12 protein-coding genes are annotated in these 13,402 nt (G+C 57.3%); 11 read left to right on the top strand and 1 reads right to left on the bottom strand.

From position 1 onward, the window contains the following. Positions 1-81 precede the first annotated feature (81 nt). The 5 genes from B7364_RS06210 to B7364_RS06190 all read left to right on the top strand — a co-directional run bounded on the left by B7364_RS06210 (position 82) and on the right by B7364_RS06190 (position 5,283). Positions 82-426 (top strand): FtsB family cell division protein, encoded by a 345-nt coding sequence (locus B7364_RS06210; protein ID WP_085339073.1) that lies wholly within the window; start codon positions 82-84, stop codon positions 424-426. A gap of 67 nt (positions 427-493) precedes the next feature. Next, the gene (gene pdhA, locus B7364_RS06205; RefSeq protein ID WP_085339072.1) at positions 494-1,507 is read left to right on the top strand and encodes a pyruvate dehydrogenase (acetyl-transferring) E1 component subunit alpha; all 1,014 of its coding nucleotides are present in this window, start codon (positions 494-496) and stop codon (positions 1,505-1,507) included. A gap of 34 nt (positions 1,508-1,541) precedes the next feature. Next, positions 1,542-2,513, top strand: a complete 972-nt coding sequence (locus tag B7364_RS06200) for a hypothetical protein (RefSeq protein ID WP_085339071.1) — start codon at positions 1,542-1,544, stop codon at positions 2,511-2,513. A gap of 134 nt (positions 2,514-2,647) precedes the next feature. Continuing rightward, complete coding sequence (locus B7364_RS06195; protein ID WP_232780829.1) at positions 2,648-3,976, top strand: pyruvate dehydrogenase complex E1 component subunit beta; 1,329 nt, start codon at positions 2,648-2,650, stop codon at positions 3,974-3,976. Positions 3,977-3,987: 11 nt separating this feature from the next. Next, a complete protein-coding gene (locus tag B7364_RS06190; RefSeq protein WP_085339069.1) occupies positions 3,988-5,283 on the top strand; it encodes a pyruvate dehydrogenase complex dihydrolipoamide acetyltransferase in 1,296 nt (431 codons plus the stop codon). A gap of 34 nt (positions 5,284-5,317) precedes the next feature. Here the strand turns inward: B7364_RS06190 and B7364_RS06185 are convergent, their stop codons facing one another. After that, positions 5,318-5,638 (bottom strand): YegP family protein, encoded by a 321-nt coding sequence (locus tag B7364_RS06185; RefSeq protein WP_085339068.1) that lies wholly within the window; start codon positions 5,636-5,638, stop codon positions 5,318-5,320. Positions 5,639-6,074: 436 nt separating this feature from the next. Here B7364_RS06185 and B7364_RS06175 point away from each other — a divergent pair, with 436 nt between their 5' ends. From B7364_RS06175 to der, 6 genes are all read left to right on the top strand, one after another. Beyond that, positions 6,075-6,716 carry a MarC family protein gene (locus B7364_RS06175; protein WP_085339066.1) on the top strand — a complete coding sequence of 214 codons (642 nt, stop codon included), beginning with the start codon at positions 6,075-6,077 and terminating at the stop codon, positions 6,714-6,716. 68 nt (positions 6,717-6,784) lie between these two features. Then, positions 6,785-8,197: a dihydrolipoyl dehydrogenase gene (gene lpdA / locus B7364_RS06170; protein WP_085339065.1), complete on the top strand. Its 1,413-nt coding sequence runs from the start codon at positions 6,785-6,787 to the stop codon at positions 8,195-8,197. A gap of 97 nt (positions 8,198-8,294) precedes the next feature. Then, the gene (gene panB / locus B7364_RS06165; protein ID WP_085339064.1) at positions 8,295-9,122 is read left to right on the top strand and encodes a 3-methyl-2-oxobutanoate hydroxymethyltransferase; all 828 of its coding nucleotides are present in this window, start codon (positions 8,295-8,297) and stop codon (positions 9,120-9,122) included. 136 nt (positions 9,123-9,258) lie between these two features. Next, positions 9,259-10,344: a tetratricopeptide repeat protein gene (locus B7364_RS06160; protein ID WP_157893536.1), complete on the top strand. Its 1,086-nt coding sequence runs from the start codon at positions 9,259-9,261 to the stop codon at positions 10,342-10,344. Continuing rightward, positions 10,341-11,741: an outer membrane protein assembly factor BamB family protein gene (locus B7364_RS06155; RefSeq protein ID WP_085339062.1), complete on the top strand. Its 1,401-nt coding sequence runs from the start codon at positions 10,341-10,343 to the stop codon at positions 11,739-11,741. The genes B7364_RS06160 and B7364_RS06155 overlap by 4 nt, the downstream gene beginning before the upstream one ends. A gap of 3 nt (positions 11,742-11,744) precedes the next feature. Next, a complete protein-coding gene (gene der, locus B7364_RS06150; RefSeq protein ID WP_085339061.1) occupies positions 11,745-13,400 on the top strand; it encodes a ribosome biogenesis GTPase Der in 1,656 nt (551 codons plus the stop codon). The last annotated feature ends 2 nt before the right edge of the window (positions 13,401-13,402 follow it).

Below are 13,402 nucleotides of genomic sequence, written 5' to 3'. Positions count from 1 at the left end.
AACACTTGGTTTACCAAGTTTAGGCACAAGATGGCATGGGCTTAGCAACCAGCGGCCACGCCACCAAAAGGCTTTGTGGGTATGGCATTCTTAAAGGGCATACGGATTTCAACCTTCCTGTTTTCAGGGGTGTTGGTCTATTTTGCGGTGCACTTTTTTATAGGCCAACAAGGGGTGCTGTCGTGGCATTCCTATGCCCAAACCGCCGACCGTTTGATGGCAGAGCGGGATGTGTTGGTGAAGCAACGCGCCGAGCTTGAGCGAAAGCTTGCCCGCTACCGGGCAGGCCAAGTTGATTCGGATTATGTGGAAGAGCGCGCCATGTCCCAATTGGGGCTTGCAGGACCAGACGATATTGCCTTGTCTCTGCCAAAAACAGCAGTTGCCACACCATCTTCTGCATCTTCGCAGACCCCCAATCCGTGAACGCAACTGGACGTATCGTGCGCTTCTGCCTATGGATATCGTGTTCTGAGAAGGGTTGTACGCATCGATGGCTGCCAAGAAATCATCCGGGTCCGCTCTTGTTTCTCCATCTAACTTAGTCAATCGGGACGAGGCGCTCGCCTATTACCGCGACATGCTGTTGATCCGCCGCTTTGAGGAGCGTGCTGGCCAGCTTTATGGTATGGGTTTGATTGCAGGCTTTTGCCATCTGTATATTGGCCAAGAAGCCGTTGTTGTCGGCATGCAGGCAGCCCAAAAGCCGGGCGATCAAGTCATCACGGGCTATCGCGACCATGGGCACATGCTGGCCTGTGGTATGAGCCCGCGTGAGATTATGGCTGAATTGACCGGGCGCATTGGCGGCTCTTCCCGCGGCAAGGGCGGCTCGATGCACATGTTCTCGAAAGAGGCTAATTTCTATGGCGGCCATGGCATTGTGGGTGCCCAAGTCGCTTTGGGGACGGGCCTTGCACTGGCCAATCGCTATCGTGGCAATGAGTCGGTCTCGGTCGCTTATTTTGGCGACGGCGCGGCCAACCAAGGCCAAGTCTATGAAAGCTTCAACATGGCCAGCCTGTGGAAGTTGCCGGTCGTCTATGTGATCGAGAACAACCAATATGCCATGGGCACCAGTGTGGCGCGAGCTTCAGCAGAAACCGAATTGTTCAAGCGCGGTATCAGCTTTGAAATCGTCGGCGAGGAAGTCGATGGCATGGATGTTTTGGCCGTGCGCAAAGCTGCAGAGCGCGCCTTAGAGCATGCGCGTTCTGGCAAAGGCCCCTTCCTGTTAGAAATGAAGACCTATCGCTATCGTGGCCATTCCATGTCCGATCCGGCTAAATATCGCCCCAAAGATGAGCCAAAACAGGTACGCGATACCCGCGACCCCATCGAGCACATGCGCCATTATGGTCTTGAGCATGGGCTGTTTACCGAAGAGGACCTGAAAGCGATCGACCGGGACGTGAAAGAAATTGTAGCCGATGCGGCTGATTTCGCTCAAACAAGCCCAGAACCCGATCCATCGGAACTGATGCGTCACATTTATGTTGAGGCCTAAGCCTAAAGGCAGGCCCCTTGTGGGAGAAAACAAAATGAAAGCCATGAAGACCACACTCATTGCCACTGCCGCTATCGGCCTTGTCGCAGCCGTCGGGGCCCAAGTGGGCGGCGTGCCTGCCTTCGCGCAAACCGCAGCCCCTGCAGCAGCCCCCGCCACCAGCAATATCCCCGTCCATCCTGGTAATTTCAGTGGTGGCAAGGTCGATGCCCTGACCTATACCCCAAGCTGTCCTGCGTTTAAGTTTGATATGGATGCCGCCGCGATCCAAGAAAGCACGAGCCGCAGCTTTGTTGAGGGCGAGAAGCGTCGCTTTGAAGCTGTGCGCGAAAAGTGGGATGCTTATGAGGATTGCTTGATTGAAAATGCGCGTCGCGACATCGAGGCCATTCGGATCAATTTGGGCGACTATTTGTCCAATACCGCCAATGAAGAAGCAAAAACCTTTAACAGCCTAAACGCCGCTGCAACCGCCAATATCGAGCGGATTGGCAAATTGCCACCGCCTAAGCAATCCAAGCGGAAGAATGAGCCTGCCGTGGCGGAAGCCCCCCAAGCCGCCTTATCGGCTTGGACCGCACCAACAGGCCGTTTCGTTGGCACCTTGTCAGGGTCGGCTGCCCAACCCCAATATGCTTCGGCCTGCCCAACAGCTTTGGCCTCTCTGACGCCAGAGGCATTTGCGACCGAAAACACCCGCAATGGCTTTAACGCCCTGTTGGACGAGTTGCGCGCCATGCCTGACCGCATCAATCAAGTGCGCACCTGCCGGGGCGAAAATGGCCAAGAGGATTATGAAGTCATCCAAAAAGTTGTCCAAGATGGGGTGAATACGGTCTTCCAACCCAGCAAAACAGCTTTTGAAAAAGAATATGCTGCGGTTCGCTTCCAATTGAACGAGCACCAGAAGCCAGGTGGTTTGTTGGCCCCTCCCGAAATGGGTCGCCCAGCTGCCAAGAAAGCCCCGCCACCAAAGGCACCGGCCCCAAAGGCGAAGAAGAAATAAGCAACCCATTATGGGTTTTTGGCTGCGGCGTTGGTTTTCCCCGTTGTGGCACATACCGAATAGCGCGGGCCTGCCACGGGCAGGCCCAAACTGATCCAAAAAATATGGAGCCTGCCTTGTCGATTGAAATCCTCATGCCCGCACTCTCTCCAACCATGGAGGAAGGCACTTTGGCCAAATGGCTGGTGCAGGTCGGTGACACGGTCAAATCAGGCGATGTGATTGCCGAGATCGAAACCGATAAGGCCACGATGGAAGTTGAAACCATCGATGAAGGCGTGGTCGAAGCCTTGTTGGTGGAAGCCGGCAGCCAAGGTGTGAAGGTCAATACGCCGATTGCCCGCATTTCCAGCGATGAGGTCGCCACCACTTCAGCCTCTGCCCCACCGCCAGTGGCACCTGCACCTGTTATGGCGCCCGCACCAAGTGCCGCACCGGCCTCTGTGGTACTGGTAGATCCAGAAGTGCCGCCGGGCACGCCCATGGTCAAAGTAACCTTGCGCGATGCACTTCGCGATGCCATGGCCGAAGAAATGCGCCGCGACCCGGACGTCTTCCTCATGGGCGAAGAGGTCGGCCAATATCAGGGTGCCTATAAAGTCAGCCGTGGCCTGTTGGAAGAATTTGGCGACCGCCGCGTGATTGATACCCCGATTACCGAACATGGGTTTGCCGGCATGGGCGTGGGCGCTGCTATGGCAGGCCTTAAGCCGATTGTGGAGTTCATGACCATGAACTTCGCGATGCAAGCCATTGACCACATTATTAATTCCGCCGCTAAAGTTCATTACATGTCGGGCGGACAGATCAGCGCACCAATCGTGTTTCGGGGTCCAAACGGGGCTGCCTCGCGCGTGGGCGCTCAGCACAGCCATGATTATTCAAGCTGGTATGGCAATGTGCCGGGTCTGAAAGTCATCGCGCCTTATGATGCCGCTGATGCAAAGGGTTTGCTGAAGGCCGCGATCCGCGATCCAAACCCCGTGGTCTTCCTCGAGCACGAGCTTCTTTACGGGATTGAGTTTGATGTACCAGAGGGCGATGATTGGGTGGTGCCCATCGGCAAGGCTAAAGTGCGCCGCGAAGGCACCGATCTTACCATCACCGCCCATTCGCGCATGGTAGGCTTTGCGCTGCAGGCGGCAGAGGAACTGGCTGCTTTGGGGATATCTGCCGAAGTGATCGATTTGCGCACCCTGCGTCCGCTGGATACCGAAACCGTTATTGCTTCGGTCAAAAAGACCAATCGCTTGGTCACGGCCGAAGAGGGCTGGGGCCCGATGGGCGTGGGTGCCGAAGTCATCGCCTGCGTGATCGATGGGGCATTTGATTGGCTTGATGCCCCCCCTCTGCGGGTCCACCAAAAAGACACGCCGCTGCCCTATGCCGCCAATCTTGAGAAATTATCCTTGCCGAATGCGGCAGATATCGTCGCGGCTGCCCGCGCCGTCACCAATCGCTGAGGAATTTGCCCATGGCTATCGATATTTTGATGCCCGCTTTGTCCCCAACGATGGAAGAGGGCGTTTTGGCAAAGTGGCATGTGAAAGTTGGCAACGTGCTGAAGTCGGGCGACATCCTGTGCGAGATTGAGACCGACAAAGCCACTATGGAAGTTGAAGCGGTGGATGAAGGCAAAGTGCTGGAGATTTTGGTCGCCGAAGGTACCCAAGGTGTGAAGGTCAATGCGGTGATCGCTCGCATCGAAGGTGAGGGCGATGCACCCTCGACCGCGCCTGCTGCACCAGCACCTCTTGCTGCCGCACCAGCGCCAACCCCGGCACCAGCCGCAGCCCCCGTTGCAACAGCCGCAGCCCCGGTTGCAGCCGCTGACGGCGGCCGCATTATGGCTTCGCCCTTGGCCAAACGCATCGCAGAAGCTGCCGGGATCAATCTTGCCCACATTCAGGGTAGCGGTCCTAATGGCCGCATTGTGAAGGCAGATGTGGAAGCCGCTCGCGGGAAAACGCCTCAGGCAGGTGCAAGCGCGGCACAAGTGGCGCCCGCCGCCGCCACGCCAGCCCCAGCCCCAGCCCCCTCTGCCGCACCGCGCGCGCCCAGCCCCTTGCCCTATGCCGAAGGCACCTATGATGTGGTACCCTTGGACGGCATGCGCCGGACCATTGCGCGCCGCATGACCGAGAGCTTCCGCGACGTGCCGCATTTCCCGCTCACCATTGATCTGGAAATCGACAAATTGCTGGAATTGCGCAAGCAGCTCAATCAAGTCGGTGCCGCTCAAAATGCCAAAGTGTCGGTCAATGACCTTGTCATCAAGGCCGCCGCGCTTGCCTGTAAGCGGGTTCCCGAGGCCAATGCATCCTATACGCCCGACGGGATTTTGATCCATCATCATGCCGATATTGCCGTGGCGGTTGCCATTGACGGCGGCTTGATTACGCCAGTTATCCGCAAAGCCGAAACCAAAGGCCTGGCAGCTATCTCAGACGAAATGAAGACTTTGGCCGATAAAGCGCGCAATCGGAAGCTAATGCCAGAGGATTATGCCGGTGGCACCTTCTCCATCTCCAATCTGGGCATGATGGGGATCAAAAGCTTCATGAGCATCATCAACGAGCCTCAAGGCTGCATCTTGTCCGTTGGGGCTGGCGAGCAGCGCCCCGTTGTCAAAAATGGCGCGCTGGCCATTGCGACGGTGATGAGCGTGACTTTGACCTGCGATCACCGTGTGGTCGATGGCGCGATTGGTTCGGCTTGGTTAGCCGCCTTTAAGAGCCTGATTGAAGAGCCAATCGGCCTGATGCTGTAAGGCAGGCGGGGCCTGCCTTACACGCTTTGTGCTTTTAGTCGACTTCAACGACCGGTGCGTCTGGTGCTTGGCGTTGGAAGGATTCCATGCCGTTTTCGCAGCTGGCTTTAGCCTGATAGCCCTCATTGCCATCGGCGATGATATTGCCATTCTTTGACTTGGCGCGCCAATAATATTGGCCCTTGGATTCAAAGACCTCATACTTCAGCTCACCTTTGCGACACAGTTCAATCCCATTGTCCCGTGCGGCTTTTGAGGAATAGCCTTCGCTAGAATCGGCTAAAATATTCCCATTGGTCGCCTTAAAGCGCCAACGAAAACCGTCTTTGGCTTCATAAGTCTCGAATTTTGACATGTTTCAAACGCCTCCCGCGGGTGTGAATACTTTGATTAGTGTGATGTATTCTTGCTAGATATGACACCGAGACCCAGAGTTGGGTCAAGTGTTGTTTTGCAACATTTATTTAACCACGATCTCTGGGGCCGAATTAACCAATCTCGATTAAGCTACACCCATAAAAAGCAATCGGAGCGGAGATTCCGGATATGGGTTGGTTTGGGTTTGGGGGGTCGCGAGGCCGCGGGCAGAAAAAGCCTGCGGTCCGCTTTTTGGGGCCAGAGCGCGACAGCTATGCGCGCGCGACGCTCATTGACCGGCGGGGGCCGATTTCACCATTGCCGGAGCCGCGTCCACGCCGCCGCGACTTTGATGATCCCCGCCGCTAGGGCAGGGGTGCGATAACTGTCTGCTAGAGGATGACCCCAGCCCCAAAGCGGGTTAGAGGTCACCCATGCTCGAACTGTTTCTCGCCGCTTTTGTGACCTTTTTCGTGGTGATCGACCCGCCAGGGGTCGCGCCCATGTTTGCCACCTTAACCCAGCACACGACGCGGGCGTGGCAACAAAAGATGGCGTTCAAATCGGTTGGTGTGGCGACATTGGTCCTGGTGGGCTTTGCCTTTGGCGGCCAATGGCTACTTGGCAAGCTGCATGTCTCGCTCGACGCGTTCCGCTTGGCCGGCGGCGTGCTTTTGTTCTTGATTGCCGTCGACATGCTGTTTGAAAAGCGAACAGAGCGGCGCGAAGAGCGCAATGAGAAGGTTCTGGCCGAAGCCCAAAAGCATCCAGAACGCTTTGAAGATGTCTCGGTATTCCCGCTTGCCATCCCTTTGATCTCAGGGCCGGGTGCGATTGCGTCCATCATGCTTTTATTTTCTGAGACCAATAGTTTGACAGAACAGAGCATGGTCTTGGCTGGCGCTGGAGCCAATTTGATCTTGTGCCTCTTAGGGTTTTTATTGGCCGGACCTTTGACCAAGATCATGGGCGCAACGGTTGCAGCCATGATTACGCGGATCTTCGGCATTATTCTGGCTGCCCTAGCCGCCCAGTTCATCGTCGATGGCGTAAAGGGGGCATTCGGTATCGGGTAGCTCAAGGCCTTCCACGCAAGGCCAAAAGCAGGCTAAAGACAAAAGCGCTCTAGGAGTGGGAGTTTTGGATGGCCGTGGATACTGTGGATGTCGTTGTCATTGGATCTGGACCTGGAGGCTATGTCGCGGCCATACGGGCAACCCAATTGGGCTTTAAGACCGCCATTGTAGAACGTGAGAATTTGGGTGGGATCTGCCTGAACTGGGGCTGTATCCCCACCAAAGCCTTGTTACGCTCTGCCGATGTCTATGAAAACATCAAGCATGCCGAAGCCTATGGCTTGTCGGTTACGGGGGCGAGCTTTGATTTGTCGAAGATTGTCGACCGCTCGCGCAAAGTTGCCAAGCAATTATCCGGCGGCGTCACCTATTTGATGAAGAAGAATAAGATTGAAGTGATTGCCGGGACCGCCCGCCTCACCAAGGGTACCGAGGCACCGGGCGTGACGATCGATCTTGCTTCTGGCGGCACACGCAATCTTCAAGCCAAGCACGTCATTCTGGCAACGGGGGCCCGTGCCCGCACCATTCCTGCCGCAGGCCTTGTTCCTGATGGCAAGCTGATCTGGACCTACCGCGAAGCTTTGGTGCCCGACACCATGCCCAAGCGCTTGCTGGTCATTGGCTCTGGTGCCATAGGGATTGAGTTTGCAAGCTTTTTCCGCTCGCTCGGCTCAGAAGTCACCGTGGTAGAAGCACTCGACCGCATCTTGCCAGTCGAAGATGCCGAGATTTCAGGCTTTGCTGCCAAGGCCTTCCAAAAGCGCGGTATCCGTTTGATTACGGGCGCTTCGGTGAAGGGGCTCAAGGCGGGCGCGACTACCGTCACCGCCACGATCGAAAGCGGCGGCAAGGCGGAGACCATCGAGGCAGATCGCGCCATTCTCGCGGTGGGCATTGTCGGCAATGTGGAAAATCTGGGTCTGGAAGATTTAGGCGTCGCCATCGACCGCACCCATGTCGTGACCGACGCATTTGGGCGCACAAATGTCAAAGGCCTGTATGCCATCGGCGATCTGACTGGCGCACCTTGGCTGGCGCATAAGGCGAGCCATGAGGGTGTGTCTTGTGTAGAGGCCATTGCAGGCCTGCACCCCCATACACTCAATGTGGCCCGCATTCCAGGCTGTACCTATTCCAACCCACAAGTGGCCAGCATTGGCTTGACCGAAGAAAAGGCTAAAGCGGCAGGCTATGATGTCCGCGTCGGCAAATTCCCCTTCAGCGGCAATGGCAAGGCGATTGCTTTGGGTGAGCCGGAAGGCTTGGTCAAAACCGTATTTGACAAGAAGACGGGCGAGCTGTTGGGGGCCCATATGGTGGGCACCGAAGTGACCGAATTGATCCAAGGCTATGGCATCGCCATGACTTTAGAGACAACAGAGGCCCAATTGATGGAAACCGTCTTCCCGCATCCAACCTTGTCGGAAATGATGCATGAGGCGGTGCTAGATGCCTATGGGCGCGTGATCCATATCTAGAAGACGGGCGGGGCGCGCCCTTTGGCCGTCATGACAAATGCAGCAGATTGGGCGCGGGGCCTTTAGCCTGCGCGCGCCTCGGTGTAGAGACGCAGCCATGAGTGCTCAAACCGAAACCACCAAACGCAAAACCGTGCGCGATATCGCCAGCAGCAAGGGCAAGGCGCCGGTTGTGTGTCTAACAGCCTATACCGCCCCCGTGGCGCGTTTGCTTGACCCCCATGCCGATGTGCTGTTGGTCGGCGATAGTCTCGGCATGGTTGTCCATGGGCTGAATTCTACGGTGGGCGTGACGCTGGATATGATGATCCTGCACGGCCGTGCAGTCATGCGGGGCTCTAATCAGGCTTTGGTCGTCGTCGATTTGCCCTTTGGTTCTTATGAGGAAAGCCATGAAGTGGCTTGGCGCTCGGCCAGCCGCGTCATGATGGAAACCGGCTGCCAAGCGGTGAAAGTGGAAAGCGGCGAGGGCATTGCCGATACGATTGCTTTCTTGGTGGATCGCGGCATTCCCGTGATGGGGCACGTGGGTCTTCGCCCTCAAGCGATGAATGTGGATGGCGGCTTTCGCGCCAAGGGCCGCACCAAAGCAGAGCGCGACCGCGTGCTGCGCGAGGCATTAGCCGCAGACCGGGCAGGGGCCTTTGCCATTGTGGTTGAAGGCGTTGCTGAAGATATTGCTGCCGAGGTTAGCTCGCTCGTACGGGCCCCAACCATCGGAATTGGTGCCTCAGCCCAATGTGACGGTCAGATTCTCGTCACCGATGACATGCTGGGCATGTTTCCTTGGACCCCGAAATTTGTGCGCCGTTATGCCGATCTCGGCACCGTCATTGATCAGGCTGCGGCCCGGTATGCGCATGATGTGCGCGAACGGACATTTCCTGCCGAAGCGGAGACCTATGTGCTAAAACGCACCCCTTAAATGCTTTTGCCCTCAAATCGTCGCAGTTTCGCGCGAGCCCAAACCTTGCCCTGTACGACCACCACCTTTAGCGTCAACAGGTTATCTTACGAAGTCTCATGTCTGAGACGCCTTTAGAATCGATGGAGAAGAGAGCGTGTCTGATTTATTTCGCGAAGCCGAAGAAGAGCTGCGCAAAGAGACCGCGGAAAATCTCGCAAAGCGGGTAGCCCCCTTTGTGATCGGGGCCATTGTCTTGGGTTTGGCTGGCAGTGCGGGCTGGCAATTCTGGCAGAGCGAACAGGCCAAGGCGATTGATAAGGCCGGCGTTGCCTATGATGCGGCCATGGCCAAACTGCAAGCGGGTGATTTGACCGGCGGGGCTGCAAGCTTGGGCGAAATTGCTAAGACCGGGCCGGCTGGTTTTGCGGCCCAAGCCATGCTCCAACGGGCGGCTGTGCTGCAAGAACAATCTAAATCTGCAGAAGCCCGTGTCGCTTATGAAGAAGCGGCCAAGAAGATTAAGGATGCTGATCTGGCCGATCTGGCGCGCCTGCGTGCCGCCTATATTGCTGCCGATAGCGAAACAAAAGATCAGCTGAACGCGCGTCTGAAGCCGATTATTGACCGCAAAGGCGCGTTTGCGCCGCTTGCGCGCGAGCTGGCTGCCGCGGTTGCTTGGTCTTCAGGCGATGCAGCAGGGGCGCGTGCTGCCTATGCGCTGTTGCAACTCGATCCATTAGCCCCACAAGGCGTGCGCGCTCGCGCTGGCCAAGCCTTGGCTGTGATTGATGCGGCGGCAACCGCTTCTAAGACGCCAATGGTCATCCCGGAGCAAGCAGGCCAAGGGGGTATGACGCCAGAGCAAATGGCGCAAATGCAAGCCGCACAAGCCCAAGCTGCACAAGGTCAAGCCCAAGGTGAAGGGACGCCAGAAAATCCCCGCATTGTTCGCTTGCCACCCGGGGTTAAATTGCCGCCCGGCACCAAGCTTCCCCCCAATGTACGGGTGATCGAAACCCCGCTACCAGCCGGTCAAGAAGCCGGAGGTGCGGTGTCACCGGAAGTTCTGGCCCAGATTGAGCGCGAGCGGCAGGCCAGTATGGCGCGGCAAAAGGCGATCACCGAAGCCCAACAGCGCCAGATTAAAGAGATTGAGAAAAACCGTACGGCCCCGGCTCCTGCCGCAGAACCTGCCGCGCCTGCCCCTGCAGAACAACCCAAGTCTGGAGATGGTCTATGACCTTTATGCCCCGCCGTCTGCGCGCTCTTGGCCTTGCCACGACCAGCGCCCTGGTCTTGGTCTCGGGCTGCGCCTCTTTGCAAAACACCGCCTCGAACCTGTGGCCCTTTGGCTCTGACAAGCCACAGACAGCGATTGCTGAGGATAAAGAACGTATTTCGGTTTTGGGCCTGGAAGAGCAGTTGACCAAGGACCCTGCGCTGGAAAGCGTGGCTGTTACCGTGCCTGAGGCGCAAGACCTATCATCTTGGCCCAATGCCGGTGGCGTCGCCAGCAATGCGCCGCAAAATGTTGCCGGGTCTGGCCCATTGGCGATTGTGTGGCGCAAGAAGGTTGGTCAAGGCGCGGGCGCGCGCGGGGCCATCACGGCAACTCCCATCATTGCTGACGGTAAGCTGTTTGTCTTCGATTCCAAAAGTACCGTGCATGCGGTCGATCAGGCCAATGGGCGCGAGATTTGGCGCAAGTCGCTCGTGCCAGTCTCGAAAGCGCGTGGCCGCTTCTTTAGCCGCGACGAAAGCACCGCGATTGGCGGGGGTATCGCATTTGGGGATGGCCGTCTGTATGCAGCAACCGGATTTGGCAATCTTGTCGCGCTCAATGCCGATAATGGCCAAGAGATTTGGCGCATAGATGCAGGCTCACCCATCCATGCCTCACCCTTGGCAGGTGGTGGCCGGGTTTTTGTAACCAGCAATGACAGCGAATTGTTTGCGGTCGAGGCTGCAACCGGGCGCGTCCAATGGACCCAGTCGGCGATTGCGGAATCTGCGCGTATGCTCTCCAGCCCCAGCCCGGCCTTGGTTGGGGAAACCTTGGTCGCCCCCTTTGCCTCGGGTGAAGTGATCGCCTATCTGTCGGCCAATGGCCGCAGGCTGTGGTCAGAAGCTTTGACGCGCGCAGGCTCATCGAACTCGCTATCCACCATCAATGATATTGCCGGTCGCCCTGTTGTCTCAGGCGGTATCGTGTTTGCGGCAAGCCAGTCTGGTACTTTTGCTGCGATTGAATTGCGCACTGGCACACGCGTCTGGGAAAAGCCAATCGCGTCTATCCAAACGCCGTGGGTAGCGGGCGACTTCGTCTATGTGGTTTCCACGACCGGTGAATTGGTCGCCATGGACGTCAAGACGGGTGGGATCAAATGGACCCGACAATTGCCAAGTTATCGCAATGAGAGGAAGAAAAAGAATCTGATTTCCTGGACTGGCCCGGTGATGGTTGGCGGGCGTTTGGTTCTGGCCTCATCGGCCGGTCGGATTGAAGTGGTAAAGCCTGAAGATGGCACCACCCTGTTCACCCGGGATGCGAAAGCGCCAATCTTTGTACCCCCTGCCGTCGCCAATGGGACTTTGTATTTCTACACCCATGACGGCGTTGTCGTGGCGCTCCGCTAGGTCGTGGCCCCACCTCTTAAAATCGCGGTCGTTGGGCGACCCAATGTTGGCAAGTCCACCCTGTTCAATCGTTTGGCAGGGCGCAAGCTTGCGATTGTGGATGACACACCAGGCGTCACCCGCGACCGTCGCGAAGCCAGTGGGCGGCTGGGCGATTTAGACCTGACTCTGATCGACACGGCAGGTTTTGAAACCGCGGCCGATGAAAGCCTTGAAGCGCGCATGCGGCTTCAGACGGAAGCGGGTATTCATGAGTCTGACTTATGTCTGTTCTTGATCGACGCGCGTGCGGGGATCACGCCCATAGACGAGGTCTTTGCAGATATTTTGCGTCGCTCTGGCAAGCCCGTCATCCTCGCTGCCAACAAGGCAGAGGGTAAATTGGCCGATGCCGGTGTGCTGGAAGCCTATGGCTTGGGTCTTGGCGAGCCGATCCCCATTTCGGGCGAACATGGCGAAGGGATGTCTGACCTTTATTCGGCCATTCTCACTTTAATGGGCGATCGCGCCGCAGCGCCGGTGGTTGCAGATGAGTTCGACGAGGCAGATGAGGCCGAAGACGAAGCTCCGCAGACCGGTGAATTTGTCGAAGATGAGGATGACTTTGCGGGGTTAGGCTGGAGCGATCTGGCAGAGCATGAAAGCAATCTGCCGTTGCGCATCGCTGTTATCGGTCGACCCAATGCGGGCAAGTCGACGCTGGTCAACGCCCTGATCGGCGAAGAGCGTTTGTTGACCGGCCCCGAAGCTGGAATTACGCGGGATTCCATCGGTGTAGATTGGGTGTGGGACGGCCGCCCCGTGCGCTTGGTCGATACCGCCGGTATGCGCCGCAAAGCGAAAGTCCAAGAAAAACTTGAGACGCTGTCGGTTGCCGATACCTTGCGCGCCATTCGCTTTGCCGAAATCTGCCTCTTGGTGATGGATTCTGACGAGGCCTTTGAAAAGCAAGATTTGCAGATTGCCGATTTGGTGGCGCGCGAGGGCCGTGGCCTTGTCTATGTGCTCGCCAAATGGGACCGCGTCGAAGATACCCAAGCCCGCTTGGCAAGCTTGCAAGAGCGCGCGGATAAAGTCTTGCCGCAAACACGGGGCGCGCCTCTGGTGCCTATTTCGTCCCTCTCGGGCCGTGGCCTTGATAAGCTTATGCCGGCAGTGCTGGACGTGCATGAGGACTGGAATGCCCGGGTCAAGACGCGCGACCTCAATGACTGGCTGAAAGAAGTCGTCACCAAACAGCCACCGCCTGCGGTGGATGGGCGGCGGGTGAAACCGCGCTATATTGCCCAAATCAAGGCCCGTCCGCCCACCTTTGTTTTGCTCGCTAGCCGGGCGGCACAATTGCCCGACACCTATGTGCGCTATCTGGTCAATGGCATTCGCAAGGCGTTTGATATGCCAGCGGTGCCGATCCGTTTTATGGTGCGCGCGCCCAAAAACCCCTATGCAGGCGATGACAGCGGGCGGCCTAACTTGTCGCGCAAAAATCGTGAAGCAGCAGCCAAACATGCCCAATCGTCTGACCGTGCGCCCAAGGCGGCTGAAAAGCCAAAGCCCGCTAAGCCCAAGAGTGCGACGTTCGCCCCCAAGGCCCGCATCCCAACTGGTGGCAAGAAGCTGGGAAAGAATGCCTCACGCGCCAATAAAAAGACGCGCTAGTC

Source organism: Aquidulcibacter paucihalophilus (assembly GCF_002105465.1).
GTDB classification, from domain to species: Bacteria; Pseudomonadota; Alphaproteobacteria; order Caulobacterales; family Aquidulcibacteraceae; genus Aquidulcibacter; species Aquidulcibacter paucihalophilus.
The sequence above is the reverse complement of the archived record's forward strand: the minus strand, read 5'-3'. Positions and strand labels throughout refer to the sequence as shown.

Excerpts from the sequence above, each read along its gene's own strand:
- B7364_RS06200 (WP_085339071.1), top strand. The coding sequence starts at position 1,542 with ATGAAAGCCATGAAGACCACACTCATTGCCACTGCCGCTATCGGCCTT.
- B7364_RS06175 (WP_085339066.1), top strand. The coding sequence starts at position 6,075 with ATGCTCGAACTGTTTCTCGCCGCTTTTGTGACCTTTTTCGTGGTGATC.
- B7364_RS06185 (WP_085339068.1), bottom strand. The coding sequence starts at position 5,638 with ATGTCAAAATTCGAGACTTATGAAGCCAAAGACGGTTTTCGTTGGCGC.
- B7364_RS06210 (WP_085339073.1), top strand. The coding sequence starts at position 82 with ATGGCATTCTTAAAGGGCATACGGATTTCAACCTTCCTGTTTTCAGGG.
- B7364_RS06190 (WP_085339069.1), top strand. The coding sequence starts at position 3,988 with ATGGCTATCGATATTTTGATGCCCGCTTTGTCCCCAACGATGGAAGAG.
- lpdA (WP_085339065.1), top strand. The coding sequence starts at position 6,785 with ATGGCCGTGGATACTGTGGATGTCGTTGTCATTGGATCTGGACCTGGA.
- B7364_RS06155 (WP_085339062.1), top strand. The coding sequence starts at position 10,341 with ATGACCTTTATGCCCCGCCGTCTGCGCGCTCTTGGCCTTGCCACGACC.
- B7364_RS06195 (WP_232780829.1), top strand. The coding sequence starts at position 2,648 with ATGCCCGCACTCTCTCCAACCATGGAGGAAGGCACTTTGGCCAAATGG.
- pdhA (WP_085339072.1), top strand. The coding sequence starts at position 494 with ATGGCTGCCAAGAAATCATCCGGGTCCGCTCTTGTTTCTCCATCTAAC.
- panB (WP_085339064.1), top strand. The coding sequence starts at position 8,295 with ATGAGTGCTCAAACCGAAACCACCAAACGCAAAACCGTGCGCGATATC.